At 38.7% G+C, this 19,566-nt stretch carries 19 protein-coding genes; 16 read left to right on the forward strand and 3 right to left on the reverse strand.

Annotated elements, in window-relative coordinates; translation table 11 throughout:
• Positions 1-13: 13 nt before the first annotated feature.
• Positions 14-1,783 carry a DUF6382 domain-containing protein gene (locus AC2TDL_RS15315; protein ID WP_484696940.1) on the forward strand — a complete coding sequence of 590 codons (1,770 nt, stop codon included), beginning with the start codon at positions 14-16 and terminating at the stop codon, positions 1,781-1,783.
• Between the two features lie 91 nt (positions 1,784-1,874).
• On the opposite strand, the gene AC2TDL_RS15320 is transcribed toward AC2TDL_RS15315, so the two are convergent.
• A complete protein-coding gene (locus AC2TDL_RS15320) occupies positions 1,875-2,390 on the reverse strand; it encodes a hypothetical protein (RefSeq protein ID WP_484696941.1) in 516 nt (171 codons plus the stop codon).
• A gap of 140 nt (positions 2,391-2,530) precedes the next feature.
• On the reverse strand, positions 2,531-2,959 hold the full coding sequence (locus AC2TDL_RS15325) for a DUF2621 family protein (protein WP_484696942.1): 429 nt from the start codon (positions 2,957-2,959) through the stop codon (positions 2,531-2,533).
• A 274-nt stretch (positions 2,960-3,233) separates the two neighbouring features.
• Here AC2TDL_RS15325 and AC2TDL_RS15330 point away from each other — a divergent pair, with 274 nt between their 5' ends.
• The 4 genes from AC2TDL_RS15330 (at position 3,234) to ppnP (ending at position 7,812) form a co-directional block, all read left to right on the forward strand.
• Positions 3,234-4,349, forward strand: a complete 1,116-nt coding sequence (locus AC2TDL_RS15330) for a deoxyribonuclease IV (RefSeq protein WP_484696943.1) — start codon at positions 3,234-3,236, stop codon at positions 4,347-4,349.
• 80 nt (positions 4,350-4,429) lie between these two features.
• Positions 4,430-5,314, forward strand: coding sequence for a formyltetrahydrofolate deformylase (gene purU, locus AC2TDL_RS15335; RefSeq protein ID WP_484696944.1), 885 nt, complete (start codon positions 4,430-4,432; stop codon positions 5,312-5,314).
• A gap of 86 nt (positions 5,315-5,400) precedes the next feature.
• Positions 5,401-7,410 (forward strand): transketolase, encoded by a 2,010-nt coding sequence (gene tkt, locus AC2TDL_RS15340; protein WP_484696945.1) that lies wholly within the window; start codon positions 5,401-5,403, stop codon positions 7,408-7,410.
• Positions 7,411-7,500: 90 nt separating this feature from the next.
• Entirely contained in the window at positions 7,501-7,812 is a 312-nt protein-coding gene (gene ppnP / locus AC2TDL_RS15345; protein ID WP_484696946.1) for a pyrimidine/purine nucleoside phosphorylase, read from the forward strand.
• Between the two features lie 155 nt (positions 7,813-7,967).
• Here the strand turns inward: ppnP and AC2TDL_RS15350 are convergent, their stop codons facing one another.
• Positions 7,968-8,060, reverse strand: a complete 93-nt coding sequence (locus AC2TDL_RS15350; RefSeq protein WP_484701212.1) for a putative holin-like toxin — start codon at positions 8,058-8,060, stop codon at positions 7,968-7,970.
• A 530-nt stretch (positions 8,061-8,590) separates the two neighbouring features.
• Here AC2TDL_RS15350 and AC2TDL_RS15355 point away from each other — a divergent pair.
• From AC2TDL_RS15355 to AC2TDL_RS15405, 11 genes are all read left to right on the forward strand, one after another.
• Positions 8,591-9,163 (forward strand): MarR family winged helix-turn-helix transcriptional regulator, encoded by a 573-nt coding sequence (locus AC2TDL_RS15355; RefSeq protein ID WP_484696947.1) that lies wholly within the window; start codon positions 8,591-8,593, stop codon positions 9,161-9,163.
• 39 nt (positions 9,164-9,202) lie between these two features.
• Positions 9,203-10,657, forward strand: a complete 1,455-nt coding sequence (locus AC2TDL_RS15360; RefSeq protein WP_484696948.1) for an aryl-sulfate sulfotransferase — start codon at positions 9,203-9,205, stop codon at positions 10,655-10,657.
• Between the two features lie 2 nt (positions 10,658-10,659).
• Positions 10,660-11,667: an ABC transporter substrate-binding protein gene (locus AC2TDL_RS15365; RefSeq protein ID WP_484696949.1), complete on the forward strand. Its 1,008-nt coding sequence runs from the start codon at positions 10,660-10,662 to the stop codon at positions 11,665-11,667.
• 159 nt (positions 11,668-11,826) lie between these two features.
• A complete protein-coding gene (locus tag AC2TDL_RS15370) occupies positions 11,827-12,624 on the forward strand; it encodes an ABC transporter ATP-binding protein (RefSeq protein ID WP_484696950.1) in 798 nt (265 codons plus the stop codon).
• A gap of 53 nt (positions 12,625-12,677) precedes the next feature.
• The gene (locus AC2TDL_RS15375; protein ID WP_484701214.1) at positions 12,678-13,424 is read left to right on the forward strand and encodes an ABC transporter permease; all 747 of its coding nucleotides are present in this window, start codon (positions 12,678-12,680) and stop codon (positions 13,422-13,424) included.
• A 433-nt stretch (positions 13,425-13,857) separates the two neighbouring features.
• Positions 13,858-14,430, forward strand: a complete 573-nt coding sequence (loaP, locus tag AC2TDL_RS15380; protein ID WP_484696951.1) for an antiterminator LoaP — start codon at positions 13,858-13,860, stop codon at positions 14,428-14,430.
• Positions 14,431-14,690: 260 nt separating this feature from the next.
• Positions 14,691-15,413: a 4'-phosphopantetheinyl transferase family protein gene (locus AC2TDL_RS15385; protein WP_484696952.1), complete on the forward strand. Its 723-nt coding sequence runs from the start codon at positions 14,691-14,693 to the stop codon at positions 15,411-15,413.
• A gap of 17 nt (positions 15,414-15,430) precedes the next feature.
• A complete protein-coding gene (locus AC2TDL_RS15390; RefSeq protein WP_484696953.1) occupies positions 15,431-16,447 on the forward strand; it encodes an acyltransferase domain-containing protein in 1,017 nt (338 codons plus the stop codon).
• 70 nt (positions 16,448-16,517) lie between these two features.
• Positions 16,518-17,906 (forward strand): MATE family efflux transporter, encoded by a 1,389-nt coding sequence (locus AC2TDL_RS15395; protein WP_484696954.1) that lies wholly within the window; start codon positions 16,518-16,520, stop codon positions 17,904-17,906.
• A gap of 114 nt (positions 17,907-18,020) precedes the next feature.
• On the forward strand, positions 18,021-18,875 hold the full coding sequence (locus AC2TDL_RS15400; RefSeq protein WP_484696955.1) for a sugar phosphate isomerase/epimerase family protein: 855 nt from the start codon (positions 18,021-18,023) through the stop codon (positions 18,873-18,875).
• A 15-nt stretch (positions 18,876-18,890) separates the two neighbouring features.
• The gene (locus AC2TDL_RS15405; RefSeq protein ID WP_484696956.1) at positions 18,891-19,556 is read left to right on the forward strand and encodes an O-methyltransferase; all 666 of its coding nucleotides are present in this window, start codon (positions 18,891-18,893) and stop codon (positions 19,554-19,556) included.
• The last annotated feature ends 10 nt before the right edge of the window (positions 19,557-19,566 follow it).

Below are 19,566 nucleotides of genomic sequence, written 5' to 3' on the forward strand. Positions count from 1 at the left end.
GCAAACGACTAATATGATAAAAACGCTCATCATTGATTTTAATAATTATAATGGTCACCATATGGTAATTACACGGAAAAATCCGTTTAAAAGAGATGAGTTGCATGAATTAGAATCCAATATGCTGCGGGATAATGTCATTCGTAGTCTATTGCCATTAACTTGGCTAGAGGTGAATGATGAGCTTAGTTTTCAATATAAAATCGAAGGCTATCGCTTACTGTCTCATTATTTACGTAAGCAGCAGCTAACTATGCTGCGCTACTATAGCTTGCTTCTTTCGTTGACAGATGCATTAGCTTCCTGCTATGAATTTATGTTGCGTCCAGATTGCTGTGTTATTGATGAAAATTATCTTTATATTGATGAGCAGCAAGAGAAGATTTTGCTTGCCTATTTGCCGCTGCAGGGGTCAGTAACTGAGCAACAAGCTCAGCAACTGCTCATTTTAGCAGTACGCTGGGCAGATATAGTTATTGATCTCGACACGGCTGGTTATCATCGGATTCTTAATCTTTTATCAACTGAGGAGCTAGCAATTAATCCATTACGACAGCTATTACTGGAATTAATTCATCGCTTATCGCAAAACAATGAAAATAGTGAGCAGTTTGAAACCCACGCCCATCCGTCAGTCTTAAATCACCCTTCATTAGCTGTTGTCCAGCATAAGTCGAGTTCAAAAACTGCACATAAGTATAACAGCAACTCTGCTCTTACCCAGTTCCATGACACAGTTACCGGCACACCCTCAAATAGTCAACCCGTACTTACTGAAAATACAAAGAATCACATATCGAGCAATGAAAAAGCTGATTTAGATAAAGTTAATTTAGATAAAGCTAATCGTCTAATAGGTGAGGTGGCAGTGACTTCCAGCGAGTTTTCCCAGTGGCAGGGGCTTGAAATGGAGGACTTATATGATGGTGATATGGATGAGGCTAAATTCACTTGGAAGCATGGGATGATAACGATAGTTATGTTAGCCTTGCTTAGTTTGGCTTGGCAACAGCTATATTTGGGAAGTCCAAGCTCTGAAAATTTATTGCTGTGCAGCGGAATTTCAATTGGGATTATTGCTTTGCTGGCGTTTACTTTGCTAAAGCCAATAAAGCGCTGGATTGCTCGCTTGCGGCAAGATAAAGATTTACAATTGACTGCTGATTGGGATAGTCCGATGATGATGGAGGACAGTTTAACTTTGGAAAACGATGACGATAGGAAAGTTAATCGTAAACTATCTTCGTTGTTAGGCTCACTTCAAGCAAAGCCTCAGCAATTTGAGACTGATAGCAGAGGAGCTAGCAAGGGAGTAGACATCAACAAGGGAGTGACCGTAGAGCAAACTGGAGTGCAGCGGCAAACTTTTCAGCTAAACGATATTCATCTAGGAAAAGAACAAAGCAATCATGGTAAAGTGGTTGAGCTAGCTACTGTCCCGCTCGATGAAGCACAAGCGACATCAATGCTGCAAAAGGACGAGCTTGTTCTGCTAAGAAGCATGAACGGTGAAAAAGAGCAAATTAGAATTGTTGGACCAAGCTTTTTAGTTGGTCGAGCGGAAGAAGGTGTGCATTATCGGGAAGTGGCAAAGGGAGTCTCGCGGATTCATATTGAATTTGAGCTTAAAAACGGCAAGCTGCATGTAAAGGACGCAGGCTCGCGCAATGGCACTTTCTTAAATGGTCAACTAATGATCGCCTATAAATCCTATCCGCTGCAAATGGGTGATAAGCTGCAATTAGCAAGCAAAGATGGACCTATTTATGAGCTTGTTAGTTGAGCAGTCCAGCATAGCGATCTGCATATTAGGATGCCAAAAAACGAGGGAGCCCCGGTTAACATCAGACCGGCAGGCTCCCTCATTTTTTGGTTTATTGTTTTTCAATCTTTGTTAGCCAAGGTTGTTTAATATCCATACCATCAATTGCTTTTTCTACATACTGAATGCTGACAGCTTGATCGCTATCAAATTCATCAATAATATGGGTTAAGCTATCATCAATTTGAAAAACGATGGTTTCATCGCCAATTTGAATTTCAACACTATGACCATCTGCAGCACCAATATACGTTCCTTTAGCACTAATAATCTCGCTTGCGGCATCATCGGAGTTATCACCCTTATTATTAGTTACTTCAGGCTTCTCTGCATCTTTATCAGTTGATTCTTTATCATTATCTGATGTTAATGTGCCTGGATCTAAAACACCAGTTTCATCTGGCAATGAGTCGTCTGGTATGCTGTCTTGTTCAGCTTGACTATTGCTATTAGAAACAACTGGTGAATTGTTGGCACCATTATTGTCACTGCATGCAGTCAACATTAAAGCTAACAAAATTGCGCTAGTTGTTGTGGCTGTGCGTCTAAATCTTGTTTTCCATTTCACTGTCTAGCCACCTCCTGATACTTTTTGTGCCTCATAAATTTCGTGTTTAGCAGCAGCAACGCGATCACTGCAAATTATGAAGACTACTTTCATAGTGTTATACGCAAGCTAGGCGCAAAAAGTTGCACTTTATCATGATTTTACTTGTTTAGCAAATGCTCGAAACGTTTATAATCGATTTGCTTCTTATTTAAAAAAGCAATTAAGCTGTTATAATCGCGCTTAGGCGTTGCACGAATATATCCTTCGATGCAATGATCCTTTGTTACTTCTTTCGCACCGCTTTCAATTGCAACTTGTCCAATACGAGCTGCAATTGAATGAGCAGCAATGTCACGAAATGGCTTAGGCACAGGAGATACTAGCTCGTTTAAAAACGCTTTTGTTTCCTCAGTCCACATATGACGGCTTTCTTCTACCCAATAGTTTTGCCAATCAAGCTTAGACTTTCCATCTTTCATTGGCATAATTTTAAGGAATTTACGGAACATAAAGTATCCGCCAATGCTCATCGCTCCCAGCATGACGAATGCCCAAAACATAATAAAGTACATAAACGCATCTTGCATCTGGTCATTCACCTCAACCAATATTTTAAAGGGCAAGTTTTACTTAGACTTCGACCCTTATCTATAATCTTGTTTATTATCTATTATTATAGCGAAATATTGCGTAAACAAAATACAATTTTGTAGTTATTTTCATTTGAATCATCATGATTGTGGATATGCTAGTTATATAAGAAGCGATAAATATATAGAAGCAACGTTTTTAGCTTGCAGAATAGCTATAGCTTGAACTACAATAAAGTGTGATTAACCTCGTGAAGGAGAGTTAAAAATTATGATAAAAATAGGTTCTCACGTATCATTTTCAGAAAAGGGATTAGTTACTGCTGTAAAAGAAGCAGTTTCCTATGATTCCAGCACATTTATGATTTATACAGGTGCTCCGCAAAATACGCGTCGTAAACCGATCGAGACGATGTATATTGAAGAAGGCAAAGCACTAATGGAGAAGGCTGGTATTAATGAAATTGTCGTGCACGCTCCTTATATTATTAATTTAGGTTCATATAAAGATGATACGTATGAGTTAGGGGTTAACTTCCTACAAGAAGAAATTCGTCGTACGAATTACATAGGCGTAAAAAATATCGTCCTGCATCCTGGAGCATATACTGATAAGGATGCTGAATATGGAATTAATCGTATTGCTCAAGGGTTAAATGAAGTGCTATCAGGCACCTCTGAAACTGATGTGAATATTGCATTAGAAACGATGGCAGGGAAAGGCACAGAGGTTGGTAGAACGTTTGAGGAAATTGCTGCAATTATTGATAAGGTTGAGCAAAATCATCGTTTGACTGTTTGCCTTGATACATGCCATATTCATGATGCAGGTTATGATATTGTTAATGATCTTGATGGCGTTTTACAGCAATTTGATAGCATAATCGGTCTTGACCGAATTGCTGTCGTTCATATTAATGATAGTAAAAATAGCATTGCTTCGCATAAGGATAGACATGCTCCTATCGGTTCGGGGTATATCGGCTACCAAGCGATTCGAAATGTGGTGCATCATGAAGCTTTGCAAGGCAGACCGTTTATTTTGGAGACACCTTGGATTGGCAAGGATGCCAAAAATAATGCTCCGATGTACGAGGTTGAAATTTCTTTGCTTCGTGGAAATGTAGCAGAGCATTTCGGTGCTGAATTCATAGATGATGTTGAACGTATGCGTCATTTCTTTACGTCTAAGGAGATTTCTCCGAATGCTTATGTAGCGCAAATTTGGGAGCTGCTAAAAACGGATGCCAAAGCTAAAAAAGCTGATGGACGTGAGCCGCTCGAGCGTTTATACGATATGATAGTTGAAAATGAAGTACTAAGTAGTGAATTGACGGAGCAAGCGATAAATCAACGACTTATTGCGTTGTTGTCAGAAACTGTTTAAGCTATAAATTATTTTAGCCTATATGTCTCAAATCACTATGAGATATATTGATCTTATATGAGTGGAAAAGGAAGGTTTTTATGTCACAGGTAAATAGTAATTCAAACATATATGAAAATCGTGCAAGAATGCTTATTTCTTGCCCTGACCGTTCAGGTATTGTTGCAACGGTGTCTCAATTTTTGCATGAGCATGGTTGTAATATCGTACAATCTGACCAATATACGATGAATCCTGAAGGTGGAATGTTCTTTATTCGCATTGAGTTTGACTTGCAGGATCTAGATAAAAATTTACCAGTTCTTGTTGAGGATTTTCCTCGCATCGCCGATCGTTTCGATATGAAATGGAGCACTTTCCGTGCAAGTCGTAAAAAAAGATTAGCAATCTTTGTTTCCAAAGAAGATCATTGTTTAAATGAGTTGCTATGGCAATGGAAATCTGGTGATCTTGATGCAGAAATTACAATGGTTGTCAGCAACCATTTAGATATGAAGGAACAGGTGGAGTCATTCGGTATTCCTTACTATCATGTTCCTGTTACGCCAGATACGAAAGCTGAAGCTGCGCGTAAGCATCTAGAGCTTGTTGTTGGCAAAGTTGATTTAATCGTGCTTGCTCGTTATATGCAAATTATTCCGCCAAGTATGATTGAACAATTTCCTAACCGCATTATTAACATTCATCATTCTTTCTTACCAGCTTTTGTTGGCGGAAGTCCATATGCGCAAGCGTACAAGCGCGGTGTAAAAATTATTGGAGCAACAGCACACTATGTGACAGAGGAATTGGATGCAGGTCCGATTATTGAACAGGACGTACAACGTGTAACACATCGTGACAATATTGATAATCTAAAGCGTATTGGGCGTACAATTGAAAAAGTTGTACTTGCACGTGCAGTAAAATGGCATTTAGAGGATCGAATCCTAGTTCATCAGAATAAGACAGTTGTATTTAATTAAAAATAGATGGTACAATGTTCAAGGTAATTTGTAGCTTGTTTTTCAAGTAATTTTTTTATTAAGAGACGACTTAGGAGGAAACCGAAATGACAGTTTCTCAAAAATCTATCGAACAGCTTTCCATTGACACAATTCGTACACTTGCAATTGATGCCATTGAAAAAGCTAAATCAGGACACCCTGGTATGCCAATGGGAGCAGCTCCGATGGGCTATACACTTTTTGCTAAAACAATGAACCATAATCCAAGCAATCCAGCGTGGATTAATCGTGATCGCTTTGTATTGTCTGCTGGTCATGGTTCTATGCTTTTATACAGCTTGCTTCATTTGTCTGGCTATGATTTGCCGCTTGAAGAATTAAAACAATTCCGTCAATGGGGTTCTAAAACTCCAGGTCACCCTGAAGTAGGTCATACTGCAGGTGTTGATGCAACAACTGGTCCACTTGGACAAGGTATCGCAATGAGCGTAGGTATGGCAATGGCAGAGGCACAGCTTGCTGCTACATACAACAAAGAAAACTTTGACCTAATCAATCACTATACGTATGTTATTTGCGGCGATGGTGACTTGATGGAAGGTGTATCTCATGAAGCAGCTTCTTTAGCAGGTCATTTGAAGCTTGGCAAATTGGTCGTATTGTACGATTCCAACGATATTACGCTTGATGGCGAAATGAATCTTTCTAACTCTGATGCTGTTCAAAGTCGTTTTGAAGGCTATGGCTGGCAAGTATTGCGCGTAGAAGATGGTAATGATCTTGCTGCATTGCAACAAGCAATTGCTGCTGCGCAAGCAGAAACAAGCAAACCAACGCTAATCGAAGTAAAAACAGTTCTTGGCTATGGTTCTCCTAACAAAGGAGGCAAAGGTGGTCATGGTGGTACACATGGTTCACCACTTGGTGCTGAAGAAACTAAGCTTACAAAACAATTCTATGGCTGGGATGAAAATCACGAATTCCATGTTCCAGATGAAGTTCGCGAGCATTTTGCTGCGGTTAAAGCGCAAGGCGAAAAACGCAATGCTGAGTGGGATGCTCTATACGCTGAATACAAAAAAGCATATCCTGAGCTAGCAGAGCAATTTGAACTTGCAATCTCTGGTCGTCTTCCACAAAATTGGAATGCTGATCTTCCTTCTTATAACGTAGGTGATGCAGCAGTTTCTACACGTGTTGCATCTGGTAAAGCAATCAATGGCTTAGCGAAAAATGTTCCTTACCTTGTAGGCGGATCTGCTGACCTTGAAAGCTCTACAATGACTCATATCAATGGCGAAGAAAGCTTTACACCTGAAAACTATGCAGGACGTAACATCTACTTTGGTGTACGTGAATTTGGTATGGCTGCAGCTATGAACGGTATGTTGCTTCATACTGGACTAAAAGTATATGGCGGTACTTTCTTCGTATTTACAGATTACTTGCGTCCAGCTGTACGTTTGTCCGCAATTATGAACGTACCAGCAATTTATGTACTAACACATGACTCAATTGCAGTAGGTGAAGATGGTCCAACGCATGAGCCAATCGAGCAGCTTGCTTCTATTCGCGTAATGCCTAACCTTACTGTTATTCGTCCTGCGGATGCAAATGAAACATCTGCAGCTTGGGCATATGCTGTTGAGAATACTGGCGGTCCAGTAGCGCTTGTATTGACTCGTCAAAATCTTCCTATCCTAGAAGGTACAGCTAACGCTCGTGAAAACTTGAAAAAAGGTGCTTATGTGATTTCTGACGCTGCTAATCCAGTAGCTCAAATCCTTGCAACTGGTTCTGAGGTTCAACTTGCAGTTGCTGCACAAAAAGCTCTTGCTGAAGAAGGCATTGCAGTTCGTGTAATTAGCATGCCAAGCTGGGAGCTATTTAACAAACAATCTCAAGAGTATAAAGACTCTGTTATCCTTCCAGATGTAAAAGCCCGTCTAGCTATCGAAATGGCTAGTCCTATGGGTTGGCATAAATACGTGGGCGATAAAGGCGATGTTCTTGGCATCGATACTTTTGGTGCTTCTGCGCCTGGCGACCGCGTCATCAAAGAGTACGGCTTTACAGTAGAAAACGTTGTAAGCAAAGTTAAAGCGTTACTGTAATCGTGTCTTATGTTGTGAGAAGCAGTCTGCCTAGCGTAGACTGCTTTCTCTAGCTTTATCTAAAAAGTTCATAAAGGAGATTACTAAATCATGTCACAATTTGATAATGTGTCCGTAGTTAAAAAAGCGAACATTTATTTTGATGGTAAAGTTACAAGCCGTGCTGTTATTTTTCCTGATGGCACAAAAAAAACGCTAGGCATTATGCTTCCTGGAGAATATGAATTTGGTACAGATACAATTGAAATTATGGAAATTTTAGCTGGCGATCTTAAGGTGCTTTTGCCTGGACAATCAGAATGGATACATATTAAAGGCACAGGTGAATTCCAAGTAGCTGCAAACGAAAAGTTCAAGCTAATTGTTACTGAAGTTACGGACTATGTTTGCTCTTATTTGTAAGATTGTATAATAACATCAAATATGGTAATATATAATAAAAAAGAGCTAAACAGTGCGTGAACACCATTTAGCTCGTTAGCATAGTTTACCGTTTATCGACGGTAGGCTGATAAAAGCGCGATCAAAAGAAGTAGACCGCTCTCCTTAAGGACGGTCTACTTTTTCTTTAAGTAAGTGAGAAGTGCAATAAGAAAGCTTCCAAATGCAAACAGAATAAGGAAGACATCTTTCACTTCGATCACAGGCATCACCCCCTTTCGAGAGTGATAACCTACCGTCCCTCAACCAATAACTATGCAACGGTTATTATATCATAATATTTGGTAATAATGTGTACTTTTTCTACACCAGTTGCTAGAATGTTTAATAGATTTCAAGGGAATGAGCTTGCAAGGAATATGACTAGCTGAAGGCAGTTATTTGGTGAATAAAGGGGCTGCCTTTATTTTGTCTTGCATAGCTTTTTGCTTACGAAGAAAAATTTTCAATTTCCTACTTGACACATAGGAATTATTGGAGTAAATTAAGACTATAAAGTTCAATCTTCGTTAAATGAATGTTAAATTGTTTAACGTTAAACAATTTAACACTAAAATGTATTGTTGCCGATTAGACCACTAAAGGCACGAAATAACATTGCTACCCTTATCAAAGGATGCAAGTTTATTTCGTGCCTTTTCTTATGTTATTTAACGAGTGGCTTATGAAAGCAACTTTGAATTAAAAGTAGGTAATTTTAATCAACCATTGCAGTAAGAATGGGATTGCAGGAGGGATCATGGAGGAACACTGTGAAAAAAAGCTGATCGAGCTTGATCATTTATTTCGCAAAACGGTAAGAAAGTTTGTGAAAGAGCGAGATAAAATTACGATTGAAGGTATTAGCCTGCCAAGCATGATGATTTTGCGCAAAATTCACGTATCCGGCGAGCAAAGACTTTCTGATTTAGCTGAGGAGATGGATTTAACTTCAGGTGCGATTACAGCCCAATGCGATAAATTAGAGGAGCTGGGACTTGCTGATCGCATTCGTTACAAAGGTGATCGGCGAACGATATATTTGCGAATAACCGAACAGGGAAAGGCATTTATGGAGCGTTATCGCGATTTAGGTCATCTTCATGCAAGTATGATATTTCAAGGCTTTACTGAACAAGAGTTGGAGCTGCAGCTTCAAGTATTTACAAAGTTAATCCATAACTTAGAAGGATTTAGCGATAAATTAACCTCAGTTATCGGGGAAATAACTGAAAAGTTTGCTGAGCAGCCGCAAGCTAGCAACGAGCAAGCCACTCGTTCAGAGACTGCTAAGGAGCAAGCTCAGCCAGCGCGTAATTGGTTAATTTATTAAACATCAAATCTTATATGAAAACATTAAGGAGTGTTGAACATGGGACATCCAACAATTTATCCGACAGGAACAACAATTTATAATCCGAAAAAAGCATTCAGCGGTTATACGATTTATCAAGCGGCTGGACAAGGTGCATTATTAATTGATATGAACGGTAAAGAGGTTCATTTGTGGAAAGGATTAAGAGGGTTTCCAAACAAAATTTTCCCTGGCGGCTATGTGTTAGGCAGCACAAAGCAACGCGATCCGAAATATGGATTTCAGGATGAGGCTGATTTAGTGCAAGTTGATTTTGACGGTAATATCGTTTGGAAGTTTAATAAGTTGGAATATATCGAAGATCCAGACAATGAGCCGCAATGGATGGCACGCCAGCATCATGATTATCAGCGCACAGGAAATCCAGTAGGCTATTATGTTCCAGGACAAGAGCCGCTTACAAACGGAGGAAATACATTAATTTTGGCACATCGCAACGTTAAAAAATCTGAAATTTCTGATAAAGAACTGCTAGACGATGTAATTATTGAGGTTGATTGGCAAGGCAATATTGTTTGGGAGTGGAGTGTGAGTGATCATTTTGAGGAGCTAGGTTTCGATGAAGCAGCAAAAAATGTGTTATTCCGTGATCCGAATGGCAGATCATTTGGCAATGAAACTGCTGGAGACTGGATGCATATTAACTCCATTTCACTTGTTGGACCAAATAAATTCTATGATGCAGGTGATGAACGCTTTCATCCAGATAATATTATTTGGGATGCGCGAGAATCGAATATAATCGCGATTACTGATAAACGAACAGGAAAAATTGTTTGGCAGCTTGGACCTGACTATTCTAAACCAGAATTGAAGCATCTTGGCTGGATTATTGGTCAACATCATGCCCATATTATTCCAAAAGGTTTGCCAGGTGAAGGGAATTTATTAGTGTTTGATAATGGCGGCTGGGCTGGTTACGGTTTGCCTAACCCAGCATCTCCGTACGGAAGTAAAAATGCTTGGCGCGACTATTCACGAGTACTTGAAATCAACCCCGTTACACTTGAAATTGTGTGGCAATATACACCAAGTTCAGCAGGTTTCTTACAGCCAATGGATTCTTATCGTTTCTATAGTCCATATATTAGCTCAGCTCAACGCCTGCCAAATGGCAATACGCTAATTACAGAAGGAGCAGATGGACGAATTTTTGAAGTTACTGCTGAGCATGAAATTGTATGGGAATATATTTCCCCATATAAAACGAATTTTAATGCCAATATGGTTTATCGTGCATATCGTGTACCTTACGAGTGGGTGCCTCAATTGGAAAAACCAGAGGAAATTGCGATCGAGCCGCTAGATATTGCTAATTTCCGTGTTCCTGGTGCAGCAGCCTCTGGCACTGACTCAGTTGTTGTAGTTGAAGGTACAGAGCAGCAGGAATTCGTTGAAGGAGCGCTTTGCATAGCCAGTGACTTAGAGAAGAATAGACAGGAAGGTAGATAAACATGAAGGTGAATTCTAAGCTATTATTGATTTTATCCATTTCCTTAACGATGTTGCTGGCTGTTGCAGGATGCGGTAAGTCAGGTGAAAGCGGGCAAACCGCTAAACTATCAGTAACGATTGCTGATATTGTGTCTAATCCTACGTTTCAAGTTGCCTTAGCTGAAGGAATCTTTGAAAAATACAATATTGAAGCGAAAATTGCTACTTTTGCTACTCCAGCGGAAGGGATTAATGCTCTATTTATCAATCAAGTAAATGTAGCATACGGCGCTGATTTTCCAATCTTAAATGCTGTTAGCAAAGGAGATTACGCTATTATTGCATCAACTGGAACAGGATTAAGTGAAAAGGATGCTGCAAACTGGAAGTTATTTGTACGTGATGAAATCGAAAGCCCAGCCGATTTGAAGGGGAAAAAGGTAAGTAATTTCCGAGGTACATTTGTTTCATTTTTATGGGATAAATATTTAGCGCAGCATGGTTTGGCGAATGACGATGTTGAGATTATTGGACAGGGCGGCTTTGATGAAAGTTATATCGCCTTGAAAAATGGTGAAATTGATGCGGTTTGGGTAAGCGGGGCAGCGATTACTGAGAAGTTTGCAACGCTTGAAGGCGTGCATCAATTAACGGATATGTCGCAAACCGAGGTGCGTATTGGTGGTCAAATCATTATTCCTAATCAATTGCTGGAGGAAAATTATGAAGGTGTAAAAAATTTGCTGCGTGCTCTTGATGAAGCTAGTCAATTTATCGAAGGAAATAAAGAAAAAGTTGCTGATATTATGTTTGATAAAGTCAAACAGCCGCGCGAAATGACTTTAGCGGATTTAGACAATACGCGATGGAAATTGCAATTTTCAGATCTGTCGTACAATACGATGCTCAAGCAAAAAGAGTATATGGTAGCGGAAGGAATTATTCAACAAGATTTTGATATTAAGGATAAACTTCGCTTAGATGCTTTGGAAGAAGTGTTGCCTGATCGAATTACGTTCAAGCCATAGAGAGAATTTTTGGTTCAAGGCTATTGGTCAATCTCATTTACAGCAGCCGATATGGATTAAATTTGAGAAGACATATCGGCTAGCTGTTAAGTTTGAAAATTTCATTAGAGAAAACAACTAACGATTTTATAGACGATGAAGGTACAGGAGGAGATAGGGATGTCGTCACTTGCTAATTCCTTAGAGCAGCAAACGATTAACATTGCTGGGTTAAATAAAAGCTACGGCACACGACAAAAAGGTGAACTGCACTACATTATTAAAGACGTTAATTTAACGATTAAGGGCGGCGAATTTTTTGTGCTGCTAGGCCCAAGCGGGTGTGGTAAATCAACTCTGCTCAATATGATTGCAGGTTTTGTTGGTAAAACGAGCGGGCAATTGCAGGTTGGTGGACGAGAAGTTGAAAAGCCAGGGCAAGATCGCGCAGTCGTTTTCCAACAAGCAGATGCCTCCTTATTTCCATGGTTAAATGTTCAGGAAAATGTTGAGTTTGGATTGAAAATGCAAAAGGTTGAGAAAGCGAAACGGAGAGAAATCTCCAATTACTATATTAATTTGGTTGGTTTGGCAGGACATGAAAAAAAGCTGCCGCGCGAATTATCTGGCGGCATGAAGCAGCGTGTTCAGCTTGCAAGGGTATTAGCGAATGATTCAAATATATTGCTGATGGATGAGCCGTTTGGTGCACTTGATGCGATGACGAGAAGAAGTATGCAGAAGGAGTTAAGTCACATTTGGCGCCAAACAAAGAAAACAGTTATTTTTGTAACGCATGATATTCAAGAGGCTATTTTACTTGGACAAAGAATTGGGATTATGTCGCGCGGTCCTAATAGTAAAATTACCGATATTTATGATGTGCCGTTTGCATATCCGCGAGATCCTTCATCCTCAGCCTTTATTGCTTTGGAAAAGCAAATTCAAGGACACTTTGATCATGAGTATTCCATTTAAGTGGGAGGATGAGGAGATTGAAAGCGACTTTGCTACAAAATAAATGGATATCGATTTTGCTATTGTGGGTGTTTATTATTGTACTTTGGCAGGTAGCTGCTGGAATATATGGGCCAGATGTTATTCCAGGACCTGCTGCAACCTGGCAAGGTGCACTTGAGTTAATGGAGGATGGAACACTTTTAAAGTTTATTGGGATTAGCTTTTATCGTGTATTTATCGGCTGGCTGCTTGGCAGTCTGGTGGCGATTCCGTTAGGCTTAATTATAGGCAGAGTAACAATTGTTAGAATATTTGCCGAGCCGTTTCTTAACTTTATTCGCTTTATTCCTCCGATTGCCTTTATTACATTATTTCTCGTTTGGTTTGGAATCGGGGAGCAATCGAAAATCGCTTTAATTATGTATGCGACCTTATTTATCGTTATGATGAATACATTAACTGGAGTACTTGCCGTTGAAGAGGATAAAATTCGCGCTGCTCGCAGCCTTGGTGCATCAGAATGGCAGATTCTCGTTCATGTCGTTATTCCAGCTACGATACCCTATATGTTTACAGGGATTCGGCTTGCGATGGGAACTTCCTATATGGCAATTATCGGTGCCGAGATGATTGCTTCTAATGAAGGATTAGGTTACTTAATTTGGAATTCACGCTTATTTTTCCGTACCGATTGGATTTTTGTAGGACTAATTTGCTTAGGGCTGATTGGATTCTTGACTGATCGATTCGTTGGCTTACTCGGCAGAAAGTTGTTAAATCGTTATGGGGTAATTAGCTCGCAGCCAATAAGAAGGTAGCTTACAGGCTCGTTATATAAAGTTATATAAAAAGGGTAAAGGCTAATGTGACCGTTATTTCATTAATGCGGTACACATTAGTCTTTTTTAGTTTTGATTTTCTCAAGTGAATTTTATGATCTGCGAATATAATCAGTTTTTATCTTAAAAATTCCTAACTATACCTTTTTTTGACATGAAAAACAACTTCAGGAACAGTTATGAGTGAAATCAGACATTCAGGGAGGATTTTTTATATTGTATTTAAGCTATGTTATCTTAGGGTTACGAGCAGCTGCATCGAAAATGAATGAAAGGTTGATGCATTTGTGAAGTCTTTTGTTCAAGCTTGAGTAAACATTATTCAATGGATGAAGTATAGTTTAATTCATATGAAAAACAATGAAAAATAATAGTCTCAAACGATCTCCTTTAATTTGTGTTGAGGTGTTAAATGGATTGGTATGCCTTATTTGTAGAAACGGGAAAAGAACATTTTGTAAAAGAAATGATTCACAAACGATTTAACAAGGCTGAAATAAATGCGATCGTTCCGAAGAGAAAATTGCAGGAAAGAAAGCAAGGGAAGATCTATGAAGTTTGCAAGACAATGTTTCCAGGTTATGTATTTGTTCAAACCTCTATGAATATAACAACCTACTATCGCTTAAAAGAAATCCCCAAATGTTTTAGACTTCTAAATAACTGTAAATATGATGACAGTAATGAGAATAGACGCCAACTACTTGAAGATAACAATAATACACAGTCCAATGATTTATTTTCTAAAGTTGATCCAAAGGAAATGGAAAGAATTATTCGATTGCTTGGGAATGATGAAGTGATCGACTACTCTAAAGTGTATGTGCTAGGAAGTAATGTAAAGATTTATAGCGGTCCGCTTAAAGGACTCGAGGGAATTATAAAGAAAATTGATAAACGTAAGAAAAGAGCTAAAATTGCTTTAGATTTTATGGGTAAGGAACAACTTCTCGATATTGGAATTGAAATTTTAGAAAGCAACTAGAAACTTTATCTATTCGGTGGAGGAATGACAACTCAAAGTTAAGCCAAATGCTGTTTCGGCGCAATTGGTGTAGTCTTTGAGAACATATTTACTCGCTGGTAGTGTATAAGCTTATACATGAAAGGGCGAAGCTATGCCTACATAGCCCAGATCAGCGCTTAACCCACATTATTCCAATTCGTTGAAGATTAAATTTAATAGATTGGTAGGTATTCTGTTTGATCAGTCAATCCACGTTTTATTTGCTGCTAAATATTAAAATGAGCAGACTGCAACAGCAAACTAGAGCAAGTTTATGCCTAACTAGGTTTTCAGAAAAAGAACAGTTTGAGGATGCAGTCAATTGTCTAGGTGCAGAAGAAGCAAAGTATTTTCAGAAGCTTGAGGTTGAAAAAAGAAGAACAAGCTATTTGCTAGGAAGATTTTGCGCGAAGAAAGCAGTTAAAGCTTATACAGGGATTGAGGATGAACATTTAATTAATATTGCTAGAGGGGTGTTTGGGCAACCGATTGTCCAAGCTCCATTTTATGAAAATATTCAGGTTAGTTTAACTCATTGTGACAATATTGGAGCAGCTATTGTCTTTTCCGAAGCTCACCCGCTAGCTATTGATATAGAGCGTGTTGCTGCTCAGTTTGAAGCTATCGAATCGGTTATTACCGACAATGAGAAGGTGCTAATTGCTCAGCTACACATCAATCATAATGCAGCTTTATATTTGCTATGGACTGCAAAAGAGGCATTATCCAAAGTATTAAAGACAGGATTAACTACGCCTCCGCATCTGTTTGAAGTGGAAAAAATAGAACTGATGATGGGGAACTGCTATATAAGCGAATATACTAATTTTTCACAGTATAAGGCGTTATCTTTTCAAGCAGGCGATTATATGGTCTCTATCGTCTGCCCAAAACTTACAGACATCGATCCGCACTCATTGCATCAACTAATTGCAAACATGCAAACAATGCTACTTTCATAGGGGGAGCGATAGACTGAGTGTTTACGCACTATACAGCATCAGCAGCAAAGGAGGTGTCAGTAATAAGAAAACGAGACACAGTGTTTATGTTTGGCGGTCAAGGCTCGCAATATTATCAAATGGGCATTGAGCTTTATCGTACTAATTCTGTATTCCGATTTTGGATGCAACGTCTAGATAAGGTGTTATCTGAAATTGCTGGTATATCTGTACTAACTCATTTATATGACGAACGCAAAACGTACTTATTACCGTTCGATAACTTGACTTATTCCCATCCAGCGCTGTTTATTATCCAATATTCACTTGCCCAAACTTTGATTGAGCAGGAGATATATCCCGATATAGTGCTAGGTCTCAGTTTAGGCGAATATGTTGCCGCGGCTATAGCAGGAGCAGTTGAGCCAGAGGAGATGCTAGAATGCTTAACGTTTCAATCTCATTGGGTTCAAATGTATTGTGAGAAGGGAGGAATGATTACCATTTTGGCTCCGCTGGATGTTTATAGAAACTCGAAGGAGCTACAAACATTGTCAAATCTCGTTGCAACAAATTATGATGGACATTTTGTTGTAGCTGGAGTAGAGCCAGCCTTGTCTACAGTAGAACAATGGTTGAAAGATAATAATGTGTTGTACCAGCGATTGCCGATTACGTATCCTTTTCATTCAACAGAGATCGAGCCAATTAAAGATGTTTATTTGCATCATCTAAGTAAGTTAACATACAAAAAGCCTGCTATACCAAGTTTATCATGTTCAATAGCAGATTTTTATTATCAACTGACACCACTCCATCTTTGGCAAGTTACACGAGGTTCAATCCGCTTAGCAGATGCACTAGAAAAGTTGGATGAGAAGCGGGAATATACGTTTATCGATTTAAGTCCCTCTGGTACGATGATGGCATTATTAACAAACATTTGGAAAAATGTAGATAGAGAATTCCAGGTGTTTCCGATCATTACTAGATTTAATCGTGATTCTACTAATTTAAGCGCAGTTATCGATCAGTATCGAAGCATTCAACATTAATAGCTATGAGATTACTTTTCAGGATAAAGAGAGGTTATATTTGGAGAAACCTACTAGTGGAGGCGATTGAATGAAAGCACAAGCACAAATGCTGAATAGTATTTACGAAGGTCCGATTGTACCGATGTTGATTAGAATGGGACTTCCTATTCTTATTGGGAACTTAATGAACTATGTCTATCTGGTAATTGATACCTATTATATTGCAATGTTAGACCGTAATTCATCTGCGATTTTAGCTGGTACAGGATTGCTATTTCCATTGTTTTTTGTGTTTGAAGCGATTGCTTCTAGTTTAGCTGTCGGTCTCAGCACAGTGACAGGCAGATTAATTGGGGAGCGTAAATTTGAACAATGCCATAGTTTGGGCATCAGCGGTGTTATTGTTGCTTTAATTATCGGCATTCCATTTATTCTTTGCTGTTACTTATTTGGCACTGAGTTAATGAACTTGCTTGCTGGAAATGAGTTAAGTGCGGAAGCCAAAGGCTACGGACTAGAGTTTCTATATGCATTAGCGCCGGGCTTAATCTTTATGATATTAATCCAAGTTTATGGAGGAATTTTACTAGGAGAAGGTCTTACTCATGTTTTAGCAATCTCCTTAACGTTTATGACGGTTTTAAATCTAATCTTAGATCCTATTCTTATCTTTGCTTTAGATATGGGAGTTGCTGGAGCAGGCCTGGCAACAACGTTCGCAATGTTTTTTGCTTTGGTTTACGTCATTCGCTTTTTACAAAAAGGGAAATCTCGTATTCCATTATCTTTTAATATTTCTAAGTTTAATAAAAGAATTGTTAAGGAAGTTATTCGTATCGGCTTACCACAATTGCTTATGACCGTTTCAATCTATGCAATTACGATTGTTTACAATCGCATTATTACATCAAGCTTTAGTGAGCATACGATGAATGCATGGACATTAGTAGGCCGAATCGACCAAATACTTATAATTCCGGTTATAGCGGTTGCCGGAGCAACAACGATTTTTGTAGCGCAAAATTTCGGACGCAATCAATTAGAGCGGATAAGGCAAGCATTTAAGGTAAGTACTTCATTAGTATTTGCTATGTGTATCATTATTGCTGCTATTTATATTTTGATAGCTCCGTGGTTATTTGCTCAATTTACGAACATTGATGAAGTAATTAAGCTGGCGACACGTCAAGCACTTATTATTTCATTTACATTTGGATTTATGGCTGTTACATGGATATGCGGTTCATTTTTCCAGGCAACTGGTCGTCCGATGCCTGCGGTTAACATACTCTATATTAGAGTAATCTTAATAATCGCTTTATGCTGCACCTTAGTTTATGGGCTGAAGATGGGCGAAGATGGACTATTTATCGCAATGGCGACAGGAAATGTTCTCTCTTTACCAATAGCCTACTTATGGATTAAACGTCATTTGAGAAATGTAAAATTTATTTCTGTTTTTGATCAACAAGCCTAATAACAATGCTAAAGCCTATGCGTATACGTATAGGCTTTTTATTTTATATATTTTGAAAACTGTTTTCAAAAAGTAGAAGGGTATTCGTTTTAATCATACTGAGGAGGAAGGTATATGAAATTTAGTTTTTGTACAATCGCTTGGAGACATCGAACATTAAAGTTAGATGACATGATTCATATTATCGGATTGCTTGGCTACGATGGAATTGAAATTTGGAGCAAACATTTGTTTGAATATCAAGCTGCTTTGCCTGAATTAAAGCAGCTGCTTGAGCAAAGCAAGCTTAAAGTGCCTATGATTACCCCGTATTTTGATTTTACATCGTCACAAAAAAAATGGCGTGAAAGTATTTTAGAAGCTGAAACTTATATTCATTTGGCTAACGAAATTCATTGTCCGATTATTCGATGTTTTACTGGTCGAGTTGGCAGTGAATTTGCTACGCAGCGCGAGTGGGAAAATGGTGTAAAAGGTATACAAGTAATTGCTGATAAAGCTGCTGAATTTAATATAAAAATCGCAATTGAAACTCATGTGAATACTCTTGCGGATCGCCTGGATTCTATTCATAAGCTTTTAGCTGAGGTGAATCGTGATAATGTCGGTTTAGTGCTTGATTTTTATAACCTATATGAAAATGAAAAAGGAATTGATCCATTGTTGTTAATTGAAGAGTTATATCCATATACATTTCATGTGCATGCCAAAAATGCAGAAAGTAATTTAGGACTTATTACACCTTTCAATTATGTTATGGACAAAGATAGAAAAATCCAAGGAATTCGAAATTTGGATGATGGCGATTTGGATTATCGCTCCATCTTAAATGAACTATACCGTAGAGGCTATGAAGGCTTTGTTTCAATTGAATGTTTTGAAACGAATCGCAATCCGATTGTTGTAGCGATGGAGGAAATAAAATTTCTAAACGAAATTAAGCAGCGACAACTTCAATCAATTCAATAATAAAGGGTGGTATAGATGGGGAAAAGAGCACTGCAAGTAACAGATGAATTGTATGATTATATTTTATCAAATTCACTGCGAGAGCCATTAGTAGCACAGGAACTTAGAGAGCATACGAATCGTATGCTGATGTCTGCTATGCAAACTCCACCAGAGCAAGGGCAGTTTTTGGGCTTGCTTGTAGAATTATTGAATGCCAAAAGAATTTTAGAAGTCGGGACATTTACTGGCTATGGAACATTGTGGATGGCTTTATCTATGCCTGAGGGCGGGAAAATTATTACGCTCGACGTAGACCAAAAATGGTGTGAGATAGCAAGAAGCTATTGGAGAAAAGCAGGAGTTGAGGAAAAAATCGAGTTGCGCCTAGCTCCTGCAATCCAGTCTATGCGTGAGCTGCTGCGAGAAGAAAAGGCAAATACTTTCGACATCATTTTTATCGATGCAGATAAGGAAGGATATCTTGATTACTATGAACTTGCACTGAAGCTGGTGAAAATTGGCGGGTTAATACTCATTGATAATGTGCTATGGAACGGCAGTGTCATTAATGAACAAAACCAAGGACGCGATGTACGTGCAATTCGAGAAGTAAATCGCAGAGTGCATCTAGATGAACGAGTTACGATGAGCTTAATGCCAATCGGTGATGGTTTAACCTTTGCCATTCGTAGAGAATAAGGGAGGAACT

The organism is Paenibacillus sp. plas6 (assembly GCF_057221655.1).

Excerpts from the sequence above, each read along its gene's own strand:
- AC2TDL_RS15315 (WP_484696940.1), top strand. The coding sequence starts at position 14 with ATGATAAAAACGCTCATCATTGATTTTAATAATTATAATGGTCACCAT.
- AC2TDL_RS15325 (WP_484696942.1), bottom strand. The coding sequence starts at position 2,959 with ATGCAAGATGCGTTTATGTACTTTATTATGTTTTGGGCATTCGTCATG.
- AC2TDL_RS15330 (WP_484696943.1), top strand. The coding sequence starts at position 3,234 with ATGATAAAAATAGGTTCTCACGTATCATTTTCAGAAAAGGGATTAGTT.
- purU (WP_484696944.1), top strand. The coding sequence starts at position 4,430 with ATGTCACAGGTAAATAGTAATTCAAACATATATGAAAATCGTGCAAGA.
- tkt (WP_484696945.1), top strand. The coding sequence starts at position 5,401 with ATGACAGTTTCTCAAAAATCTATCGAACAGCTTTCCATTGACACAATT.
- ppnP (WP_484696946.1), top strand. The coding sequence starts at position 7,501 with ATGTCACAATTTGATAATGTGTCCGTAGTTAAAAAAGCGAACATTTAT.
- AC2TDL_RS15350 (WP_484701212.1), bottom strand. The coding sequence starts at position 8,060 with ATGCCTGTGATCGAAGTGAAAGATGTCTTCCTTATTCTGTTTGCATTT.
- AC2TDL_RS15355 (WP_484696947.1), top strand. The coding sequence starts at position 8,591 with ATGGAGGAACACTGTGAAAAAAAGCTGATCGAGCTTGATCATTTATTT.
- AC2TDL_RS15360 (WP_484696948.1), top strand. The coding sequence starts at position 9,203 with ATGGGACATCCAACAATTTATCCGACAGGAACAACAATTTATAATCCG.
- AC2TDL_RS15365 (WP_484696949.1), top strand. The coding sequence starts at position 10,660 with ATGAAGGTGAATTCTAAGCTATTATTGATTTTATCCATTTCCTTAACG.
- AC2TDL_RS15370 (WP_484696950.1), top strand. The coding sequence starts at position 11,827 with ATGTCGTCACTTGCTAATTCCTTAGAGCAGCAAACGATTAACATTGCT.
- loaP (WP_484696951.1), top strand. The coding sequence starts at position 13,858 with ATGGATTGGTATGCCTTATTTGTAGAAACGGGAAAAGAACATTTTGTA.
- AC2TDL_RS15385 (WP_484696952.1), top strand. The coding sequence starts at position 14,691 with ATGAGCAGACTGCAACAGCAAACTAGAGCAAGTTTATGCCTAACTAGG.
- AC2TDL_RS15395 (WP_484696954.1), top strand. The coding sequence starts at position 16,518 with ATGAAAGCACAAGCACAAATGCTGAATAGTATTTACGAAGGTCCGATT.
- AC2TDL_RS15400 (WP_484696955.1), top strand. The coding sequence starts at position 18,021 with ATGAAATTTAGTTTTTGTACAATCGCTTGGAGACATCGAACATTAAAG.
- AC2TDL_RS15405 (WP_484696956.1), top strand. The coding sequence starts at position 18,891 with ATGGGGAAAAGAGCACTGCAAGTAACAGATGAATTGTATGATTATATT.